Annotated in this window: 16 protein-coding genes, 2 tRNA genes and 2 pseudogenes; 13 read left to right on the top strand and 7 right to left on the bottom strand. The window is 74.4% G+C overall.

The window, feature by feature from the left end; translation table 11 throughout:
- Window positions 1–40: 40 nt before the first annotated feature.
- Window positions 41–826, top strand: a complete 786-nt coding sequence (locus ACIQG9_RS15615) for a 2OG-Fe(II) oxygenase (protein ID WP_400402348.1) — start codon at window positions 41–43, stop codon at window positions 824–826.
- Between the two features lie 94 nt (window positions 827–920).
- Here ACIQG9_RS15615 and ACIQG9_RS15620 read toward each other — a convergent pair.
- Window positions 921–1,280: pseudogene (locus tag ACIQG9_RS15620) on the bottom strand (DUF6529 family protein); the annotation flags it as partial.
- Window positions 1,281–1,435: 155 nt separating this feature from the next.
- On the opposite strand from ACIQG9_RS15620, the gene ACIQG9_RS15625 reads away from it, so the two are divergent.
- The 9 genes from ACIQG9_RS15625 (at window position 1,436) to mnhG (ending at window position 10,041) form a co-directional block, all read left to right on the top strand.
- Window positions 1,436–1,573, top strand: a complete 138-nt coding sequence (locus ACIQG9_RS15625) for a hypothetical protein (protein WP_400402351.1) — start codon at window positions 1,436–1,438, stop codon at window positions 1,571–1,573.
- Between the two features lie 704 nt (window positions 1,574–2,277).
- The gene (locus tag ACIQG9_RS15630; protein ID WP_400402353.1) at window positions 2,278–3,231 is read left to right on the top strand and encodes an ion transporter; all 954 of its coding nucleotides are present in this window, start codon (window positions 2,278–2,280) and stop codon (window positions 3,229–3,231) included.
- Window positions 3,232–3,345: 114 nt separating this feature from the next.
- The gene (locus tag ACIQG9_RS15635) at window positions 3,346–3,825 is read left to right on the top strand and encodes a TrkA C-terminal domain-containing protein (protein ID WP_400402355.1); all 480 of its coding nucleotides are present in this window, start codon (window positions 3,346–3,348) and stop codon (window positions 3,823–3,825) included.
- A 143-nt stretch (window positions 3,826–3,968) separates the two neighbouring features.
- Window positions 3,969–6,788: a Na+/H+ antiporter subunit A gene (locus ACIQG9_RS15640; protein WP_400402358.1), complete on the top strand. Its 2,820-nt coding sequence runs from the start codon at window positions 3,969–3,971 to the stop codon at window positions 6,786–6,788.
- A complete protein-coding gene (locus tag ACIQG9_RS15645; protein WP_400402361.1) occupies window positions 6,785–7,237 on the top strand; it encodes a Na(+)/H(+) antiporter subunit C in 453 nt (150 codons plus the stop codon). Before ACIQG9_RS15640 ends, ACIQG9_RS15645 begins: the two co-directional genes overlap by 4 nt.
- Window positions 7,234–8,814 (top strand): Na+/H+ antiporter subunit D, encoded by a 1,581-nt coding sequence (locus tag ACIQG9_RS15650; RefSeq protein WP_400402363.1) that lies wholly within the window; start codon window positions 7,234–7,236, stop codon window positions 8,812–8,814. The genes ACIQG9_RS15645 and ACIQG9_RS15650 overlap by 4 nt, the downstream gene beginning before the upstream one ends.
- Window positions 8,815–8,825: 11 nt before the next feature.
- The gene (locus ACIQG9_RS15655) at window positions 8,826–9,419 is read left to right on the top strand and encodes a Na+/H+ antiporter subunit E (protein ID WP_400402471.1); all 594 of its coding nucleotides are present in this window, start codon (window positions 8,826–8,828) and stop codon (window positions 9,417–9,419) included.
- Window positions 9,416–9,679, top strand: a complete 264-nt coding sequence (locus ACIQG9_RS15660) for a monovalent cation/H+ antiporter complex subunit F (protein ID WP_400402365.1) — start codon at window positions 9,416–9,418, stop codon at window positions 9,677–9,679. Before ACIQG9_RS15655 ends, ACIQG9_RS15660 begins: the two co-directional genes overlap by 4 nt.
- The gene (gene mnhG, locus ACIQG9_RS15665; protein ID WP_400402368.1) at window positions 9,676–10,041 is read left to right on the top strand and encodes a monovalent cation/H(+) antiporter subunit G; all 366 of its coding nucleotides are present in this window, start codon (window positions 9,676–9,678) and stop codon (window positions 10,039–10,041) included. The genes ACIQG9_RS15660 and mnhG overlap by 4 nt, the downstream gene beginning before the upstream one ends.
- Before the next feature lie 68 nt (window positions 10,042–10,109).
- Here the strand turns inward: mnhG and ACIQG9_RS15670 are convergent, their stop codons facing one another.
- Window positions 10,110–10,742 carry a response regulator gene (locus tag ACIQG9_RS15670; protein ID WP_400402371.1) on the bottom strand — a complete coding sequence of 211 codons (633 nt, stop codon included), beginning with the start codon at window positions 10,740–10,742 and terminating at the stop codon, window positions 10,110–10,112.
- Window positions 10,739–11,905, bottom strand: coding sequence for a sensor histidine kinase (locus ACIQG9_RS15675; RefSeq protein WP_400402374.1), 1,167 nt, complete (start codon window positions 11,903–11,905; stop codon window positions 10,739–10,741). The genes ACIQG9_RS15670 and ACIQG9_RS15675 overlap by 4 nt, the downstream gene beginning before the upstream one ends.
- 187 nt (window positions 11,906–12,092) lie before the next feature.
- Between ACIQG9_RS15675 and ACIQG9_RS15680 the strand changes: the two genes are divergently transcribed.
- Together ACIQG9_RS15680 and ACIQG9_RS15685 are read left to right on the top strand one after the other, a co-directional pair.
- A complete protein-coding gene (locus ACIQG9_RS15680) occupies window positions 12,093–13,169 on the top strand; it encodes an ABC transporter permease (RefSeq protein ID WP_400402377.1) in 1,077 nt (358 codons plus the stop codon).
- Window positions 13,166–13,618: pseudogene (locus ACIQG9_RS15685) on the top strand (ABC transporter ATP-binding protein); the annotation flags it as partial. The gene ACIQG9_RS15680 and the pseudogene ACIQG9_RS15685, both read left to right, overlap by 4 nt.
- Window positions 13,619–13,858: 240 nt before the next feature.
- On the opposite strand, the gene ACIQG9_RS15690 reads toward ACIQG9_RS15685, so the two are convergent.
- From ACIQG9_RS15690 to ACIQG9_RS15705, 4 genes are all read right to left on the bottom strand, one after another.
- Window positions 13,859–14,239, bottom strand: coding sequence for a YccF domain-containing protein (locus ACIQG9_RS15690; protein WP_400402379.1), 381 nt, complete (start codon window positions 14,237–14,239; stop codon window positions 13,859–13,861).
- A gap of 51 nt (window positions 14,240–14,290) precedes the next feature.
- Window positions 14,291–14,362: transfer RNA gene (locus ACIQG9_RS15695), tRNA-Pro, on the bottom strand.
- Between the two features lie 9 nt (window positions 14,363–14,371).
- Window positions 14,372–14,444, bottom strand: a tRNA-Lys gene (locus tag ACIQG9_RS15700).
- 21 nt (window positions 14,445–14,465) lie between these two features.
- Window positions 14,466–15,869 carry a hypothetical protein gene (locus ACIQG9_RS15705; protein WP_400402382.1) on the bottom strand — a complete coding sequence of 468 codons (1,404 nt, stop codon included), beginning with the start codon at window positions 15,867–15,869 and terminating at the stop codon, window positions 14,466–14,468.
- A 211-nt stretch (window positions 15,870–16,080) separates the two neighbouring features.
- Here ACIQG9_RS15705 and ACIQG9_RS15710 point away from each other — a divergent pair, with 211 nt between their 5' ends.
- Entirely contained in the window at window positions 16,081–17,085 is a 1,005-nt protein-coding gene (locus ACIQG9_RS15710) for a LacI family DNA-binding transcriptional regulator (RefSeq protein ID WP_400402384.1), read from the top strand.
- Window positions 17,086–17,130: the final 45 nt, after the last annotated feature.

Here is a 17,130-nt window from a genome sequence, read left to right on the forward strand (position 1 = left end):
CGGGCCGCCACCACGGCAGCCAGCCTGACGAGGGAGTGACGTGAGCGAACACCTGCGCCGCAGCGACCGACTGACCCCCGACTCGCTGCGCGAGCTCGCCACCGGGGAGATCGACGTCATCTGGCACCGCGAGTACTACCCACCGGCGGAGTGCGCTGCTGCGCTGCCCCGGGTGGTGGCCGCCGCCGAAGCGGCGAACTTCCTGCTCACCAAGGAGTTCACCAGCGTGGGGACGTCGATGGGGGAGGTGGCTAACGGCGGGGAGATCGTCCGCCGTTACCTCGATGACGCACCGGCGACGACCCGGCTGATCCGGCACGAGGTGTTCGGCGGGAGGCAGTCGCCCACCGACCTGATCCGGCTCGACCTCGACGAGATGTGGGCGTACGGGGCGACGGTCGGCCGGCACGAGGGGCGGATGATGCTTCCCGGCGTGCTGCGTCGGATGACCCCCGGCGGCCGGGGCCGCCCGCACATCGACCGCCGGCAGATCCCGCTGCTGGACGGGTACCGGCTGCGGCGGCGGCTGGGGGTGAACATCTACCTGGAGGTGCCGGAGCCCGGTGACGGCGGTGAGATCGACTTCTGGGGGCACCTCTCGGAGGAGGAGTTCGTCGCGTGGAAGGCGGACCCGTTCGACTACGGCATCGAGCCCGAGCGGGTCGGCCCGCCCCACGACACGGTGCTGCCCGGCAAGGGCGATCTGGTGATGTTCGAGGCGGGCCGGATGCACGGGGTGCGCGAGGTGCGTGCGGGCTGCCGTACCTCCGCCGCCTGTTTCGTCGGGGTGCGCGCGGAGACCGACCCACTGCTGATCTTCGCCTGACCGTCGGGCCGGCCCGACCGCCGGCTCGTGGCGGGGGGCCGGGCGTCGGCCGGCGTCACGTCAGCCGGATGCGCCCCGGGGCGGCAGCGGCTGGCAGGTCGTGGTCGGCGAAGCCCAACGCGTACAGGCAGTGCACCGCCACCGGTACGGTCAGCAGGAACGCGGCCCGGCCGCTCCACCGGTGCGCGGCACCCGCCCAGGACGGCGAGAAGCCGCCGAGCCGGCCCCACATCGCCAGCGCGGAGCAGAGCTGCACCACCGCGAGGGCCGCCGCGCCGCTGCCCAGCCACACCTTGACCGTCTGCGGGCTGGAGAAGCCGGCCACGTTGACCGCGATCCCGGTCGGCTGGTGGACCCGCGCGTACGCCCCGATGGCCACGGTGACCGCCGCCCCGACCAGCAGCGGAACGACCAGCGATACCGGCGGCGCGCCGGTCGGGGCGGGTGGGATCACGGCGGGCGGGAGGTCGGGTAGGACCCGGACGGCCGGCCCGTCGTCCGCGTCGGGTCCGGCGCCGGTCTCGAATCTCCGGCGGGCCGTCATCATGCACCGGGCCCGGGTCGGCCGCCACCGGCGCCGCGGTGACCGTCCGGCCGTCGAGGATGGTGGTGCCGAACGCGGGGTCCAGCGGCGGGGCGCCCACCGGTGTGCCGTCACGGGTGACCACGCCGATCTGGCTGCCGTCCGGCAGCATGATCCACCCGCCGTCGACGCCGGCCCGGCGCTGCTGCGCGGTGGCCCGGTAGAGGACCGGGTCGGGCGTGCCGGTCTGCTTCGCGGTGAACTTCCACCGGCGCTGGCCGATCACCAACTTCCCGGAGGCGCCGCCGTCGAGCCGACCGGTCCAGTGGGAGTCGGGCCTGGCGGCGGGGGGTGTGGCCGGTGGCGGGGCGCTGGACGTGCCCGGCCGGCCCCGCTGCTCCGCCGGCGCCGAGGTGGCATCCGCCTGCGGGCTCGTCGGTGCGACGGGCGACGCGACGGCGGCCTCGGGCGTGGCCGTCGCGGATGCCGGCCCCTTCGGGTCGGCGGTACGCGGTGCCGCCTGGGCGCTCATCGCGAACAGGACGGCGGCCAGGCCCGTCCCGGTCAGCAGGGTGAGCAACGGGGTCATGCGCTTTATGAGCAGCTCCCTTCACCGGGAACTACGGCGTCGGGGCCCGAGTCGTTCAATTCCGGGCGAGATCGGCACCGGTGTCCGCGGTGTCGCCGTCCGGATCGGCCCGGATTCCGCAACGATCGCGCCGGCCCGGCCGTCCCGGCATCGTCGCGGAGGGTGACCAGGCACTGTGGAGGTCCGACCCCGTGGTGGGCGACGTCGGTGGTCCGATCGCGGCGGTGGTCTGGTCCGATCGCGGCGGTGGTCGGTCGCGCGACGCGACGCGGGCCGATCGCTCGATAGGGTGTCGGCATGGCCGCCGCGTTCCCGTACCGCCCCGGAGCCCGGTGACCGGTGTCCGCCGCTCCCGCTCCCGACCAACGGCGTGCCCCCGACCCCGCCGCCGCGCGCCCGCCCGGGCTGGCCGCGCGCTGCGCCCGGATCGCCCGCTCGCGTCGCTTCGAGGTTGCCATCGTGGTCCTCATCATGGCCAACGCGGCGGTGCTCGGGGTGGAGACCTACCCGGACCTCGGGCCGGCCCGGCCGGCGCTGTACTGGTTGGAGTTGTCCTTCCGGGTCGCGTTCGTGGCCGAGATCGCCGTCCGGGTGCTGGCGTACGGCCGCCGGCCGCAGGACTTCCTGCGGCACGGCTGGAACGTCTTCGACCTGGTGGTGATCGCGGCCATCTTCGTCCCCGGCCTGCACGGCGACTCGGCGTTGCTGCGCGTCGTCCGGGTGGCCCGGGTGTTGCGCCTGGTGCGTTTCTCGCCGGGGCTGCGCACGATCGTGAACGCGTTGTGGCGCAGCCTCCCGGGCGTGGGCGGCTTCCTCGCGCTGGCCATGGTGACGCTCTACGTCTACGGCATGGCCGGGTGGCTGATCTTCGGTAGGGCGTACCCGGAGCAGTACGGCGACATCGGCCGGTCGTTGCTGACCCTGTTCGTGCTGCTCTCCCTGGAGAACCTGCCGGACCTCGTCGAACAGGCCATGGCGCTGTCGCCGTGGACCCTTCTCTACTACGTCAGCTACGTGATGATCACCGTCAACCTGCTGCTGAACATCCTGATCGCGGTCATCGTCAACTCGATGGAGGAGGCGCGCCGGCTGGAGATGACCGAGGGGCTGGCCCCCGGCTACGACGAGGACGGCGACGGGGTGCCCGACGAGGTGGACCGGATCGCCATCAGCCAGCGGCTGGACGACCTGCGCGCGGTCGTCGTGGAGCTGGAGCGGGAGTTGCGCATCGACCGGGACGAGGCGCCCGCCCGGCACCGGCAGCAGGAGGCCGGCCGGCCCGGCGTCCACTGATCCCACCAGGTGGGAGGCGGCGGTGGGCGATCGGGTTCTGATCATGATAGGGATGAAGGGGCGTACGGCCGTTACCGGTCGAGACCCCCTGGATGGTGGGCGAGGAGGGTCGGCATGAGGTTCGAACGTACGGTCATTCCCGGGGTCGGACTCTGCCAGCGCTTCACCACCGCGCACGGTCAGCGGGCCGGGGTCATCTCGCACCTGGGCGGGCGGCGGGACGTGGTCATCTACCACCCCGAGGACAGCGACACCGCGCTCTGCACGCTGGTGCTGGACCAGTCCGAGGCGCAGGCGGTGGCCGGGGTGCTCGACCAGGCGGTCACCATCGACCACCTGGCCGAGCTGGAACGACAACTGCCCGGCATCACCGTGGTCCGAATACCCGTCGCGGTGGGCGGCCCGGCCGACGGGCGGCGCTGGCGGGACACCGCGCTGTCCGGCCGCCCGCTGTCACTGCTGGCGGTGGTCCGCGCCGGCCGGGTCGTCCCGACCCCCGGCGACGACTACGTCCTGCTCGCCGGCGACGAGGTCGTCGTCGCGGGCGCGGAGGCGGCCACCACGGCCGCCACCGACGTGCTCGCCGGCCACTGACCGGTAGCACGACAGACCGAACAACCACTGTGGAGCCACCGCATCCGGTGGCCGCGCGACACGAGGACCCCGGTCCCGCGCCGCCGGTCCCGCACACCCCGTACGGGGTGGGTGGCCCCGCCATCGATCTTTGAGGAGGCTGTGTGCTGGTCCTGGTGGCGCTCCACGCGTTGGCAGCCGTGGTCGCCCCGGGGCTGGTACGCCGCTGGGGGCGACGCGCCCTGTACGCCGTGGCGCTCGCCCCGGCGGCGACCCTGGTCTGGGCGCTGACCCACACCGGTGGCGTACGGGCGGGCGAGCCGGTGGTGGAAACGTGGCCGTGGGTACCCCGGATCGGGTTGGCCCTCGCCCTGCGGATGGGCACCCTGTCCTGGCTGATGGTCGTGCTGGTCGGCGGGGTCGGGGCACTGGTGCTGGCCTACAGCGCCCGCTACTTCCGCTCCGACGACCCGGGCCTGGGACGCTTCGCCGCGGTGTTCGTCGCGTTCGCCGGGTCGATGCTCGGCCTGGTGGTCTCCGACGACCTGCTGCTGCTCTACGTGTTCTGGGAGCTGACCACCGTCTTCTCGTACCTGCTGATCGGCTACGACCCGGCGAAGCGGGCCAGCCGGCGGGCCGCCATGCGGGCCCTGCTGGTCACCACCCTGGGCGGCCTGGCCATGCTGGCCGGCTTCGTCATGCTCGGCCAGCACGCCGGCAGCTACCGCTGGTCGGTGGTCGCCGCCGACCTGCCCTCCGGCGGCTACCTGGTCACCGCGCTGGTGCTGGTCCTGCTCGGCGCGCTCAGCAAGTCGGCGATCGTGCCGTTCAGCTTCTGGCTGCCCGAGGCGATGGCCGCGCCCACCCCGGTGAGCGCCTACCTGCACGCCGCCGCGATGGTCAAGGCCGGGGTGTTCCTGGTCGCCCTGATGGGCCCGGCGGTCGCCGGGGTGACCGCGTGGCGGGTGGTGCTGCTCCTCGCCGGGCTGGCCACCCTCTTCCTCGGTGCCTGGGTGGCGCTGCGCCAGACGGACCTGAAGCTGCTCCTCGCCTACGGCACGGTCAGCCAGCTCGGCCTGCTGATGGTGGTCCTCGGCGCGGGCACCCGGGACGCCGCGCTGGCCGGCGCGGCGATGGTGCTGGCCCACGCCCTGTTCAAGGCCACGCTGTTCCTCGTCGTCGGGATCGTCGACCACGCCACCGGGACCCGGGACCTGCGCGAGCTGAGCGGCCTGGGCCGCCGGCTGCCGGCGCTGGCCGTGGTGGCCGGGCTGGCCGCCGCGTCGATGGCCGGGCTGCCGCCGCTGGCCGGGTTCGTCGCCAAGGAGGCCGCGTTCGAGGCGTTCCGGCAGGGCGGGACAACCGACCTGCTCGTGCTCGCCGGGGTGGTGCTCGGCTCGGCGCTGACCGTGACGTACACGCTGCGGTTCCTGTGGGGCGCGTTCGCCGCCAAGCCCGGCGTCGCGCCGACCGACCCGCACCCGGTGCGCTGGTCGTTTCTCGCCCCACCGGCGCTGCTCGCCGCCGCCGGGCTGGCGGCGGGCCTCGGCGCTCCGGCGCTCGACGGGCTGCTCGCCCCGTACGCCGACGGCTATTCCTCGACCGGGCCCGGCTACCACCTGGCGCTCTGGCACGGCCTGACCCCGGCGCTGGGCCTGTCGGCGCTCGCGGTGGCGGCCGGCGTGGGGATGTTCCTGCTGATCCACCGGGGTCGGCTGCGGCCGGCGCGGTGGACGCCGCTCGACGGCGCCGCCGGGTACGAGCGGCTGGTCGCCGGGGTGGACCGGCTCGCGGTGGAGCTGACCGGGGCGACCCAGCGCGGGTCGCTGCCGTTCTACCTCGCGGTCATCCTGGTGGTGCTGGTCGTGCTGCCCGGCGGGGCGCTGGTCGCCGGCGGCCCGTGGCCACGGCAGTTCCGGGCCTGGGACACCCCGTTGCAGGCCGTCGTCGCCGCCATGGTGATCGTCGTCGCGGTGATGGCCGCCCGGGCGCTGCGTCGGCTCACCGCGATGATCCTGGTCGGTGTCGCCGGCTACGGCACCGCCCTGCTGTTCGTCCTGCACGGCGCACCCGACCTGGCGCTGACCCAGTTCCTGGTGGAGACCGTCACCATCGTCATGTTCGCGCTGGTGCTGCGCCGGCTGCCGGCGAAGTTCTCGGAACGGCCGATCCGGGCCAGCCGGCGCGGGCGGATCGCGATCGGCGTCGCCGTCGGCGCGGTCGTCGCCGGCATGTCCTGGGTGGCGGCCGGCGGCCGGCTGGCCACCCCGATCTCCGCGCGGTTCCCGGACGAGGCGGTCTCCTACGGCGGCGGCCGGAACGTGGTCAACGTGACCCTGGTCGACATCCGCGCCTGGGACACCATGGGCGAGATCGCCGTCCTGGTGGTGGCCGCCACCGGCGTGGCCAGCCTGATCTTCCGCCGCTCCCGGGACCTGGACCGGCGCAGCGCCGTCCCCGGCCCCCGCCCGACGTCCGGCGGGCCGCGCTGGCTGACCGCCGGCTTCGAGCCGCACCGGCACTCGGTGATCCTCCAGGTGGTCACCCGGCTGCTCTTCCACGCCATCGTGCTCTTCTCCGTCTACCTGCTCTTCTCCGGCCACAACGCCCCCGGCGGCGGGTTCGCCGCCGGGCTGGTCGCCGGCCTCGCGCTGGCCGTGCGCTACCTGGCCGGTGGACGCCGCGAGCTGAACGCCGCCGCGCCGGTCGACGCGGGCGCGCTGCTCGGCGCCGGGCTCTTCCTCGCCATCGGCACCGGAGTGGTGGCGATGCCGCTGGGCGGGGAGTTCCTGCAGAGCGCGGTGCTCGACTTCCACCTGCCGCTGCTGGGCCACGTCCACTTCGTCTCGTCGGTCTTCTTCGACGTCGGCGTCTACCTGATCGTGGTCGGCCTGGTGCTGGACATCCTGCGCAGCCTCGGCGCCGAGATGGACCGGCAGCAGGAGAGCGCCCACGACGACGTACGGGACAAGGAGCTGGTGTGACCCCCAACCTCACCTACGTCCTGGTGGTCGGCGTGCTGTTCGCCGCCGGGGTGACGCTGCTGCTGGAACGCAGCCTCACCCGGGTGCTGATGGGCGTCATCCTGCTCGGCAACGGCGCCAACCTGCTGCTGCTCACCGGTGGCCGGGCCGGCGGACCGCCGATCGTGGGCACCACCGACCAGGCGGAGATGAGCGACCCGCTGCCACAGGCGATGGTGCTCACCGCCATCGTCATCACCCTCGGCATGACCGCGTTCCTGCTGGCGCTGTCGTACCGGAGCTGGCACCTCAACGGTCACGACGAGGTGCAGGACGACGTGGAGGACCGCCGCATCATGGACCTGGCCGACCGGGACGAGGGGCCGGGCACCGACGACGCCGACCAGCCCGACTCCGACGACCAGCGGGAGCCGGTGGCCCTGCCCACCGGGCGGGGGCGGGACGCATGACGTACCTCGTTCCGCTGCCGGTGGTGATGCCGCTGCTCGGCGCGGCCCTGACCCTGCTGCTGGCCGGCCGTCCCCGCGCCCAGCGCTGGGTCAGCCTCACCGTGCTCACCGCGACCGTCGCGGTGGCCGCCACGCTGCTGGTCCGCGCGTCGGTCGACGGGCCGCTCGTCGTCGAGGTCGGCGGCTGGGTCGCGCCGCTGGGCATCGTGCTGGTCGCCGACCAGCTCGCCGCGCTGATGCTGGTGGTCTCCGCCGCCGTCACCCTGTGCGTACTGGTGTACTCCATCGGGCAGGGCATGGCCGACGGCCACGAGGAGACCCCGCTGTCGGTCTACCACCCCACCTACCTGGTGCTCACCGCCGGCGTGTGCAACGCCTTCCTCTCCGGTGACCTGTTCAACCTCTACGTCGGCTTCGAGATCCTGCTGGTCGCCAGCTACGTGCTGCTCACCCTGGGCAGCACCGAGACCCGGATCCGGGCCGGCACCACGTACGTCGTGGTCAGCCTGCTCTCGTCGCTGATCTTCCTGGTCGCGATCGGGCTGGTGTACGCCGCCACCGGCACCCTCAACCTGGCCCAGCTCGTGGACCGGCTCGACGCGCTGCCGGACAACCTGCGGCTGGTGCTCCAGGGGATGCTGCTGCTCGCCTTCGGCATCAAGGCGGCCGTCTTCCCGCTGTCGGCCTGGCTGCCGGACAGCTACCCGACGGCCCCCGCGCCGGTCACCGCCGTCTTCGCCGGCCTGCTCACCAAGGTCGGCGTGTACGCCATCATCCGCACCGAGACGCTGCTGTTCCCCGGCGGCCGGACGGCGGACCTGCTGCTGGTGGTCGCCGGGCTGACCATGCTGGTCGGCATCCTCGGCGCGGTCGCCCAGTCCGACATCAAACGGCTGCTGTCGTTCACCCTGATCAGCCACATCGGCTACATGCTGTTCGGGGTGGGGCTCAGCTCGTCGCTCGGGCTGGCCGCCGCGATCTTCTACGTGGTGCACCACATCACCATCCAGACCACCCTCTTCCTCGCCGCCGGGCTCGTCGAACGCCGGGGCGGCAGCACCGCCCTGGACCGGCTGGGCGGTCTGGCGCGGTTGTCGCCGCTGCTCGCCGTGCTGTTCTTCGTACCGGCGCTGAACCTGGCCGGGATCCCACCCTTCTCCGGCTTCCTCGGCAAGCTCGGGCTGGTCCAGGCCGGCGTCGACGACGGCGGCCCGCTGGCCTGGAGCCTGGTCGCCGGGGGGCTGCTGACCAGCCTGCTCACCCTCTACGCCATCGCCCGAGTGTGGAACCTCGCGTTCTGGCGTCGCCCGCACCCGGACATGCCCGAGCCGCAGGACAGCGTGCACACCGTCCGCACCGACGGGGTGGAGCAGCCCTACCGGGGGCCGGACCGGGACGCCCACCCGGGCGCGATGCTGCCCCGCCTGATGATCGCGCCCACCGTTGCCCTGGTGGTGCTCGGGCTGGCGCTGACCGTGGTGGCCGGACCGCTGTTCGACCTCAGCTCCGACGCCGCCGACGACCTGCTGCGCCGCACCCCGTACGTCGAGGCCGTCTACCCGGGGGGTACGCCGTGACCGACGATCCGATGCCGCCGCGGTGGCCCGACGAGCCGCCGCTGACCCGCCGGGCGCGACGCCGCAACCGGGTCGTCGCGGTGACCGTGCTGGTCGCCGTCTGGGTGCTGCTGTGGGGGACGTTCAGCTGGGCCAACGTGCTCAGCGGGCTGGTGGTCGCGCTGGTGGTGCTGACCGTGTTCCCGCTGCCCCCGGTGACCTTCGGCGGGCGGCTGCGCCCGCTGCCGCTGCTGCGCTTCGCGCTGCGGTTCCTGTGGGACCTGGTGGCGGCCAGCGTCCAGATCGCCGTCCTGGCGCTGCGCTTCGGGCACACCCCCCGGGGCGCGATCATCGCGGTGCCGCTGCGGGTCCGGTCCGACCTCAATCTGACCCTCACCGCCGAGGCGCTGTCCCTGGTGCCCGGCAGCCTCATCCTCGAGGCCGACCGGGACACCGGCGCCCTCTACGTCCACGTCCTCGGCGTCCGCACCCCGGCCGAGGTCGAGCGGTTCCGCCGCGACGTCCAGGACCTGGAGGCCCGCCTGGTCGAGGCGATCGGCTCGGCGGGGGAGCGGCGCCTGCTCCGCGCGCACCCACCGTCCACTCCGGAAGGGATCCCGAGATGACCGCTGTCGCCGTGATCGTCACCGTCCTGCTGGCGGTGGCCGGTGGGCTCACCCTCACCCGCATCGTCCGGGGGCCGTCCGTGCTCGACCGGGCCGTCGCCACCGACGTGCTGCTGGCGATCGTGGTCGCCGCCGTGGCGACCGAGGCCGCGTACAGCCGCGACGCGACCGCGCTGCCCATCCTCGTCGTGCTGGCGATCCTCGGTTTCGTCGGGTCGGTCAGTGTCGCCCGGTTCGCCGCCCGGAGGACCGACCGATGACCCTCGACGCCGTGCTCGACGTCGTCGCCGCCGCATGCCTGCTCGGTGGCGCGCTGCTCAGCCTCGCCGCCGGGGTCGCCCTGGTCCGTTTCCCGGACCTGCTGTCCCGGATGCACGCGGCGGCCAAGCCGCAGGTCCTCGGCCTGCTGCTGGTGCTGCTCGGCTGCGGGTTGCGGCTGCGTACCGGCGTCGACATCACCACCCTGGTGCTGGTCGGCGCGTTCCAGCTCGCCACCGCGCCGGTGGCCGCGCACATGATCGGCCGGGCCGGCTACCCGCACGACCGGATCCGCACCGACCTGCTGGTCACCGACGAACTCGCCGCCCACCTCGACCGGATCCACGCCGGCCGCCGGGACTGACGCCGGCCATCGTCCCCACCACCGGAGCCGCCGCCTGCCGGGGTCCGGCGTCGGGGTCGCGGTGGCGGTCAGCGCCGGATCAGGCCCCGACCGGTCGCGGCGGCGACCGCGGCGGTGCGGGAGTCCACGCCCAGCTTGCCGTAGATGTGCACCAGGTGCGTCTTGACCGTGGCCTGGCTCAGGTGCAGCCGCCGGCTGACCTGCTGGTTGGACAGCCCCTCGGCGACGAGTTGGAGGACCTCGGTCTCCCGGCGGCTCAACGCCACCCCGGGGGCGCGCAGCCGGCCGATCAGGCGGTGCGCGACCGCCGGGGCGAGCGCCGAACCGCCCGCCGCGGCCGTGCGTACCGCCGCGGCGAGTTCCTCGGGCGGCGCGTCCTTGAGCAGGTAGCCGGTGGCGCCGGCGGACACGGCGGCGAGGATGTCGGCCTCCGTGTCATAGGTGGTGAGTACCAGCACCCGGGGCGCGTCGGGGCGGGCGGTGATCGCGGCGGTGGCCTCCGCGCCCTGCATGCCCGCGCCGAACTGGAGGTCCATCAGCACCACGTCGACCGGCCCGGACGCGGCCAGCGCCACGGCCCGTTCGGCGGTGGCGGCCTCGGCGACCACCTCAAACCCCGGCTCGGTGGCCAGCAGGGCGCGCAGGCCCGACCGGACCACCGGATGGTCGTCGGCGATCAGCAGCCGGATCGGGTCGCTCATCCGGGTACCCCGGGGCGGGGGACGCTGACCGCGACCGCGGTGCCCTGCCCGGGTGTGGTCTCCACCGCGAGCGTGCCGCCCAGCTCGGCGGCCCGGGACCGCATCGCCGCCAGCCCGAAGCCGGCACCCCGCCCGGCGGGGTCGAAGCCGACCCCGTCGTCGACCACGTCCAGCGCCACCCGGGGACCCATGTAGCTCAGGGTCAGCTCCACCCGGCCCGCCCGGGCGTGCCGGACCGCGTTGGCCAGCGCCGACTGCGCGATGCGCAGCAGCGCCACCTCGTGGGTGGTGGGCAGCGGCACCGGTACGCCGTCGAGCCGGAAACGCACGGCCGGCGCGCAGCGGTCGGTGGTGGCGGCGCAGAGCCGACGCAGCGCGTCGGGCAGCGACCGCGCGTCCAGGGCGGGCGGGCTGAGCGCGTGGACGAACCGGCGGGCCTCGGCGAGGTTGTCCTGCGCCGCCCGCCGGGCCTGCTCGACGTGCCCGGCGGCCACGTCGGCGCGCTCCGGCATCGCCCGCTGGGCGGCGCGTAGCAGTAGCTGGATGCTCGACAGTCCCTGGGCGAGGGTGTCGTGGATCTCCCGGGCCAGCCGTTCCCGCTCGCCGAGCACCCCGGCGGTGTGCTCGGCGGCGGCCAGGTCGGCGCGGGTGGCGGTGAGCTGTTCGATCAGCCGCCGCCGGCGTTCGCTCTCCCGGTAGAGAGCCTGGTAGCCCAGGACGGTGGCGACCGCGACGGCGGCGCCGATGACCGGGCCGAGCACCGCGCCCGGCGTCGGCCCGCCCTGGTGCCGGACCACGCCCACCACCGCCAGCGCGGTGGTGACCACCACCGCCGCCGGGCCCCACCGCGCCGGCAGCAGGTGCAACTGGAGCAGGAACAGCGGGAACGCCAGCCACACCCCGTCCGGGGTCAGGGCGAGCAGCAGCAGCCACGCGGCGGCCAGCGCCGCCAGCCACCCCCACGCCACCCGTGGTCGCCGGGGCAACGTGGGCCCGGCGGCGTAGACGGCGGCCAGTACGGCCGAGGCGGCCAGCACCGCCGCGCGGTGTGCCGTCGGCCCGGTCACGGCGCGCACGACCACCACCGCCACCAGCACCCCGACCAGCACGTGCAGGCCGGCGCGGAGGGTCCGCGACGGCTCGGGCGAGTGGTCGGTGGTCACGATCAGTCCAGGCTAGGCCGGGGTGGGCCGTCGCCATCAACCAAAGGGTTGATCCCGGTACGCCTCGTTCGAGGGTCCGCGCTCCGCTCCCCGGGTCGATGCGCCGGGGGTACGGCGGGGCGACGGTGGTGACCGGTCCGCCGCGCCACCCGGCGCGGTGGACGTCCACAGGAAAGGCTGGGGCCCCGTGTTCGTCGCCTGGAGAGACCTGCGCTTCGCCAAGGGGCGGTTCGCCCTGATGGGCGTCGTCGTGACCCTGATGACCCTGCTCGTGGTGCTGCTGTCCGGCCTCACCGCCGGGCTGGGCCGGGAGAGCACCTCGGCGGTGACCGGGCTGCCCGCCGACCACCTGGCGTTCGCCGCCCCGGCGGCCGGGCGGGAGCTGTCCCTCACCGGCTCCCGGGTGACCGGGGAGCAGTGGCGGGGCTGGCGGGACGTGCCCGGGGTGACCGCCGCCGACCCGCTGGGCATCACCACCACCCGGGCCGGCGCCGGGGACCGGACGGCCGCCCTCGCCGTGTTCGGCGTCCTGCCGGGCGCCGGCCTGCCGTCCGGGGCCGCTCCGGTCGCCGACGGGCGGGTGGTGCTGTCCACCGGTGCCGCCGACGCCCTCGCGGTCCGGCCGGGTCAGCCGGTGACCATCGCCGGCCGGTCGCTGACCGTCGCCGCAGTGGCCGGCGACGCGTCGTACAGCCACACCCCGGTGGTCTGGACCACGCTGGCCGACTGGCGGCGGCTGGCCCCCGGCACGGCCGACGACGCCGCGACCGTCGTCGTGCTGCGCACCACCGGCGATCCCGACCTGGCCGCCGCCGACCGGCGGCTGGGCACCCGCACCGTCACCCGGTCGGCGGCGCTGTCCGCGATCGACTCCTACGCCTCGGAGAACGGGTCGCTGCAACTGATGCGGGGCCTGCTCTTCGTGATCTCCGCGCTGGTCGTCGGCGCGTTCTTCACCGTCTGGACGATCCAGCGCAGCGGTGACGTGGCGGTGCTGAAGGCGCTCGGCGGCGGCACCGGCTACCTGCTGCGCGACGCCCTGGGGCAGGCGTTGGTGCTGTTGGTCGCCGGTACTGCCGTCGGCACCGGGCTGGCCGTGGCCGTCGGCGCGGCGGTCGGCGGGCGGGTGCCGTTCGCGCTCACCGCCGGCGCGGTACTGGTGCCGGCCGCCGTGCTGGTCGTCCTCGGCGCGGTCGGCGCCGCGCTGTCCGTCCGCCGGATCACCTCCGTCGACCCGCTGACCGCCCTGGGGAGCACCCGATGAGCCTCGACCTGACCGACGTCACCCTCACCTACCCCGACGGCGACACCCGGCTGACCGCCCTGGACCGAGTCAGCCTCACCGTGCCGGCGGGCACCACCACCGCGGTCGTCGGGCCGTCCGGCTCCGGCAAGTCCAGCCTGCTGGCGGTGGCCGCCACCCTGGTCACCCCGGACGCCGGTCGGGTCGTGGTGGCCGGCACCGACACCACCGGGCTGAGCCGCGCCGGGACCGGGGCGCTGCGCCGGGAACGGATCGGGATCGTCTTCCAGCAACCGAACCTGATCGCGTCGCTCACCGCGTTGGAGCAACTGCTGGTGATGGCCCACCTGGACGGGCGTTCCCCCGGTACGGCCCGGGGCCGGGCGGCCGGACTGCTCGACGCCGTCGGGCTGACCGACCAGGCGGGCCGCCGTCCGCACCAGCTCTCCGGCGGGCAGCGGCAGCGGGTGAACATCGCCCGTGCCCTGATGAACGACCCGGCGGTGCTGCTGGTCGACGAGCCCACCAGCGCCCTGGACCACGACCGGGGTGCGGCGGTGATCGCGCTGCTCACCGGCCTCACCCGGGACCGGGGCACCGCCACCGTCCTGGTCACCCACGACCGCACCCACCTGGACCGGGTCGACCGGGTCACCGAGCTGGTCGACGGCCTGCTCCGGGTGCCGTCCGGGCGTTGCGGGCCGATCGGGTCAGGGCGCCTCGACGACCTCCCGCCCGAGCGGCCAGAACGCGGCCGGGACGAGCTTGAAGTTGGCGATGCCGAACGGGATGCCGATGATCGTGACGCAGAGCGCGATCCCGGCGACCAGGTGGGACAGGGCGAGCCACCAGCCCGCCAGCAGCACCCACAGCACGTTCGCCAGCCCGGACGGGACGCCGGCCCCCGGCTTGGCGACCAGGGTGCGGCCGAACGGCCACAGCGAGTACGAGGCCAGCCGCAGCGAGGCCACCCCGAACGGGATGGTGATGACGAGGACGAAGCAGATCAGCGCGGCGACGAAGTAGCCGAGGGCCAGCACGATTCCGCCGCCGAGGATGAGCCACAGTACGTTCAGGACGAAGCGAATCATTCTTCCATCGTGACCGGCGTCCGCCACCGTCCCGGCGGGCGCGGAGCGGAGATCCGTCGACCGGGCTCGAACCGGCGTCCGGCCGGTCCCTAGCCGGCTGCTCTACCGCTGAGCTACGACGGATCTCCGCGGTCCCGACCGACTGGGCTCGAACCAGCGTCCACCCGGTTAAGAGCCGGGCGCTCTACCGCTGAGCTACGGCGGGGCGTCCAGCGATGGTGCCGGATCACGGCGTCGGCTGTCCACCCGATTGCGGCAGCTCGCCGACGACGACGTCGGCCGGGACGGTGATCCCGCCACCGCCCGCACGGCCGGAGAAGGCCCCGGCGGCGCGCAGGGCCGAGGCCCACGCCGGGTCCACCACGGACACCCCGTGCACCAGCTCCGGCGTCGGCCGGAACGTGCCGACCGGCCCGTCCGGGCGGGGTGCCAGCCAGCCGGACCGCACGCCGTCGACGCCGGCGTCCGCGCAGGCCGCGACGACGTCCGCGCGGGTGCAGGTGGCGGTGCCGTCGAGGACGTCCCAGGGCAGCGGCAGCCGGGCCCACACCGTCGTGTCGGGGTGCGGGCCTCCGCCGGTGGACCGGTGCCAGGCCGCGAGGTCCGCCGCGATCAGCATCATCGCCTTGCCGGGACAGGCGGCGTCGAGCAGGCCGAGGCTGCCGGAGGCGTCCAGGGTGGCGATCCACGCCGCGCGGGCGGTGTTGTACGCGCCGCAGAGCAGGTTCCACGTCGACGAGTCGTTGCCCCGCCGCACGATCATCGTGGCCCGGTCGAACGTGCTGGCCGACCAGACCCGGGCGAGCAGCGTGGCGACCTGACGCATCGTCGCCCACCAGCGGCCCAGCAGCTCACCGCGCTGCCGGTCGGTGAGCCGGGCGAGGACCGGCGGGGTCGGGTGGACCTGGGCGATCATCCACCAGTCCGTCTCCGGGGCGGCGAGGCAACGGTGGAAGAGCAGGTCGGCGAGTTCGTCGTACGGGTTGTCCCGGCCGGACAGGGTGAACTCGCGGCGCAGCTTGCGCCGGGCGGTGAGGTACGCGACGAAGCTCGCGGCCCACGGGTCGGCGACGAACGCCGCCAGCGGGATGCCGGCGGCGAATCCGGAACGGGCCACCATGGTGAGCTGTCGCCGGGAATGCTCGGTGTCGAGCCGTCCGGCCTTGGCGGCCACCCGCCGGGTCACCCGGAACCGCCGGTTGTACTGCCGCTTGGACAGCTCGATCCCGGCGGCGGCCCGGCCCAGCCGGTTCAGCCGGTCGTGCTGGAAGTCGAGCCGGTGGGGATCGACGGCGCCGAGGGACTCGCCGAGCCGGAGGGTGAAGTCGAGCAGCGACGTCGGGTCGTCCGGGTCGACGTCGTCGGCCGGCAGCGCGAACAGCCGCCGTGCGGCGGCCACCTGCCGGGTGCCGCCGACCGGGTGGGCGAAGTCGTCCGACATGGAGCTCCAGCCGTTCCACCGGGACGCGGCGCGGGCGGCCCGGCCGATCAGCATCCGGTCCTGCGGTTCGAGCCGGTCGCCGACGGCCCGGAGCACCAGCAGGGCGACGTCCTCGGGCCGGCGCCGCTGGTCGAGGGAGGCGTGCAGCGCGGTCAGCGGGTCCGGTGCGGACGGCTCGGCGGTCGACATACCGGCGATCGTGGCAGCGGGCGGAACCCGGCGGCAATCCGATTCGCCGTCGCAGGGGGCCCGGGGCGTACCAGTGACCGGCCGACCCGCCGACGGGCGTCCTCCGGCGGGCTCGGGGATGCCGGGGACGGGCGGCGGGCTGACGGATCGATGACATCAGCGGGCACGTCGCTGTTCATTTCTTTCAGCGATCTGACGTAGGCTCCACGTCGTGACGAAGCGGTTGACGGAGGTGGCCCGCAAGGCGGGTGTCAGCGAGGCCACGGTGAGCCGGGTGCTCAACGGGCGGGGCGGGGTCTCCGAGGCGACCCGGACGGCGGTGCTGACCGCCCTCGACGTGCTCGGCTACGAGCGCCCCACCAAGCTGCGCGGCCAGCGGGCCCGGCTGGTCGGGCTGGTGCTGCCCGAGTTGCAGAACCCGATCTTCCCGGCGCTGGCGGAGGTGGTGACGGGTTCGCTCGCCCAGCGCGGGTTCACCCCGGCGCTGTGCGCCCGCACCATCGGCGGCGTGCCCGAGTCGGACTACGTGGAGATGCTGCTGGACCACCAGGTCTCCGGCGTCATCTTCGCCGGCGGGTCGTACGCCCTGGCGGACGCGACGCACGACCACTACCGGCGGCTGACCGACCGGGGACTGCCCGTGGTGCTGGTCAACGCCGGGGTGGACGAGTTGGCGTTCCCCCGGGTGTCGACCGACGACGCGGTCGCGGTGGAGCAGGCGTACGGGCACCTGCGGTCGCTGGGCCACCAGCGGATCGGCATGGTGCTCGGTCCGGAGGACCACGTGCCGTCGCGCCGCAAGCTGGCGGCGATGGGCCGGATCGCCGGCTGGGACGAGCCGGGGGAGTGGGTGGAGCGGTCGAGCTTCTCCATGGAGGGGGCCCGGGTGGCGGCGGCCAAGCTCGTCCAGCGCGGGGTCACCGGCATCGTCTGCGCCAGCGACGTGCTGGCGCTGGGCGCGATCCGCGCGGTACGCCGGCTGGGCTGCGCGGTGCCGGACGACGTCTCGGTGGTCGGCTTCGACGACTCGGCGTTCATGACCTGCACCGATCCGCCGCTGACCACGGTCCGGCAGCCGATCGAGACGATGGGCCAGGCGGCGGTCGACCTGCTGGTGACCCAGATCGAGGGGGCCGGCGTGCTCACCGACGAGCTGCTCTTCGAGCCGGAGCTGGTGGTCCGTGGGTCCACCGCCCCGGCACGCGGCGCGGCCTGACCCGGCACATCGACAAAAAGGGCGGATCCCTTCGATCCGCCAGCG

This window comes from Micromonospora sp. NPDC092111 (assembly GCF_044755745.1).
GTDB lineage: Bacteria > Actinomycetota > Actinomycetes > Mycobacteriales > Micromonosporaceae > Micromonospora.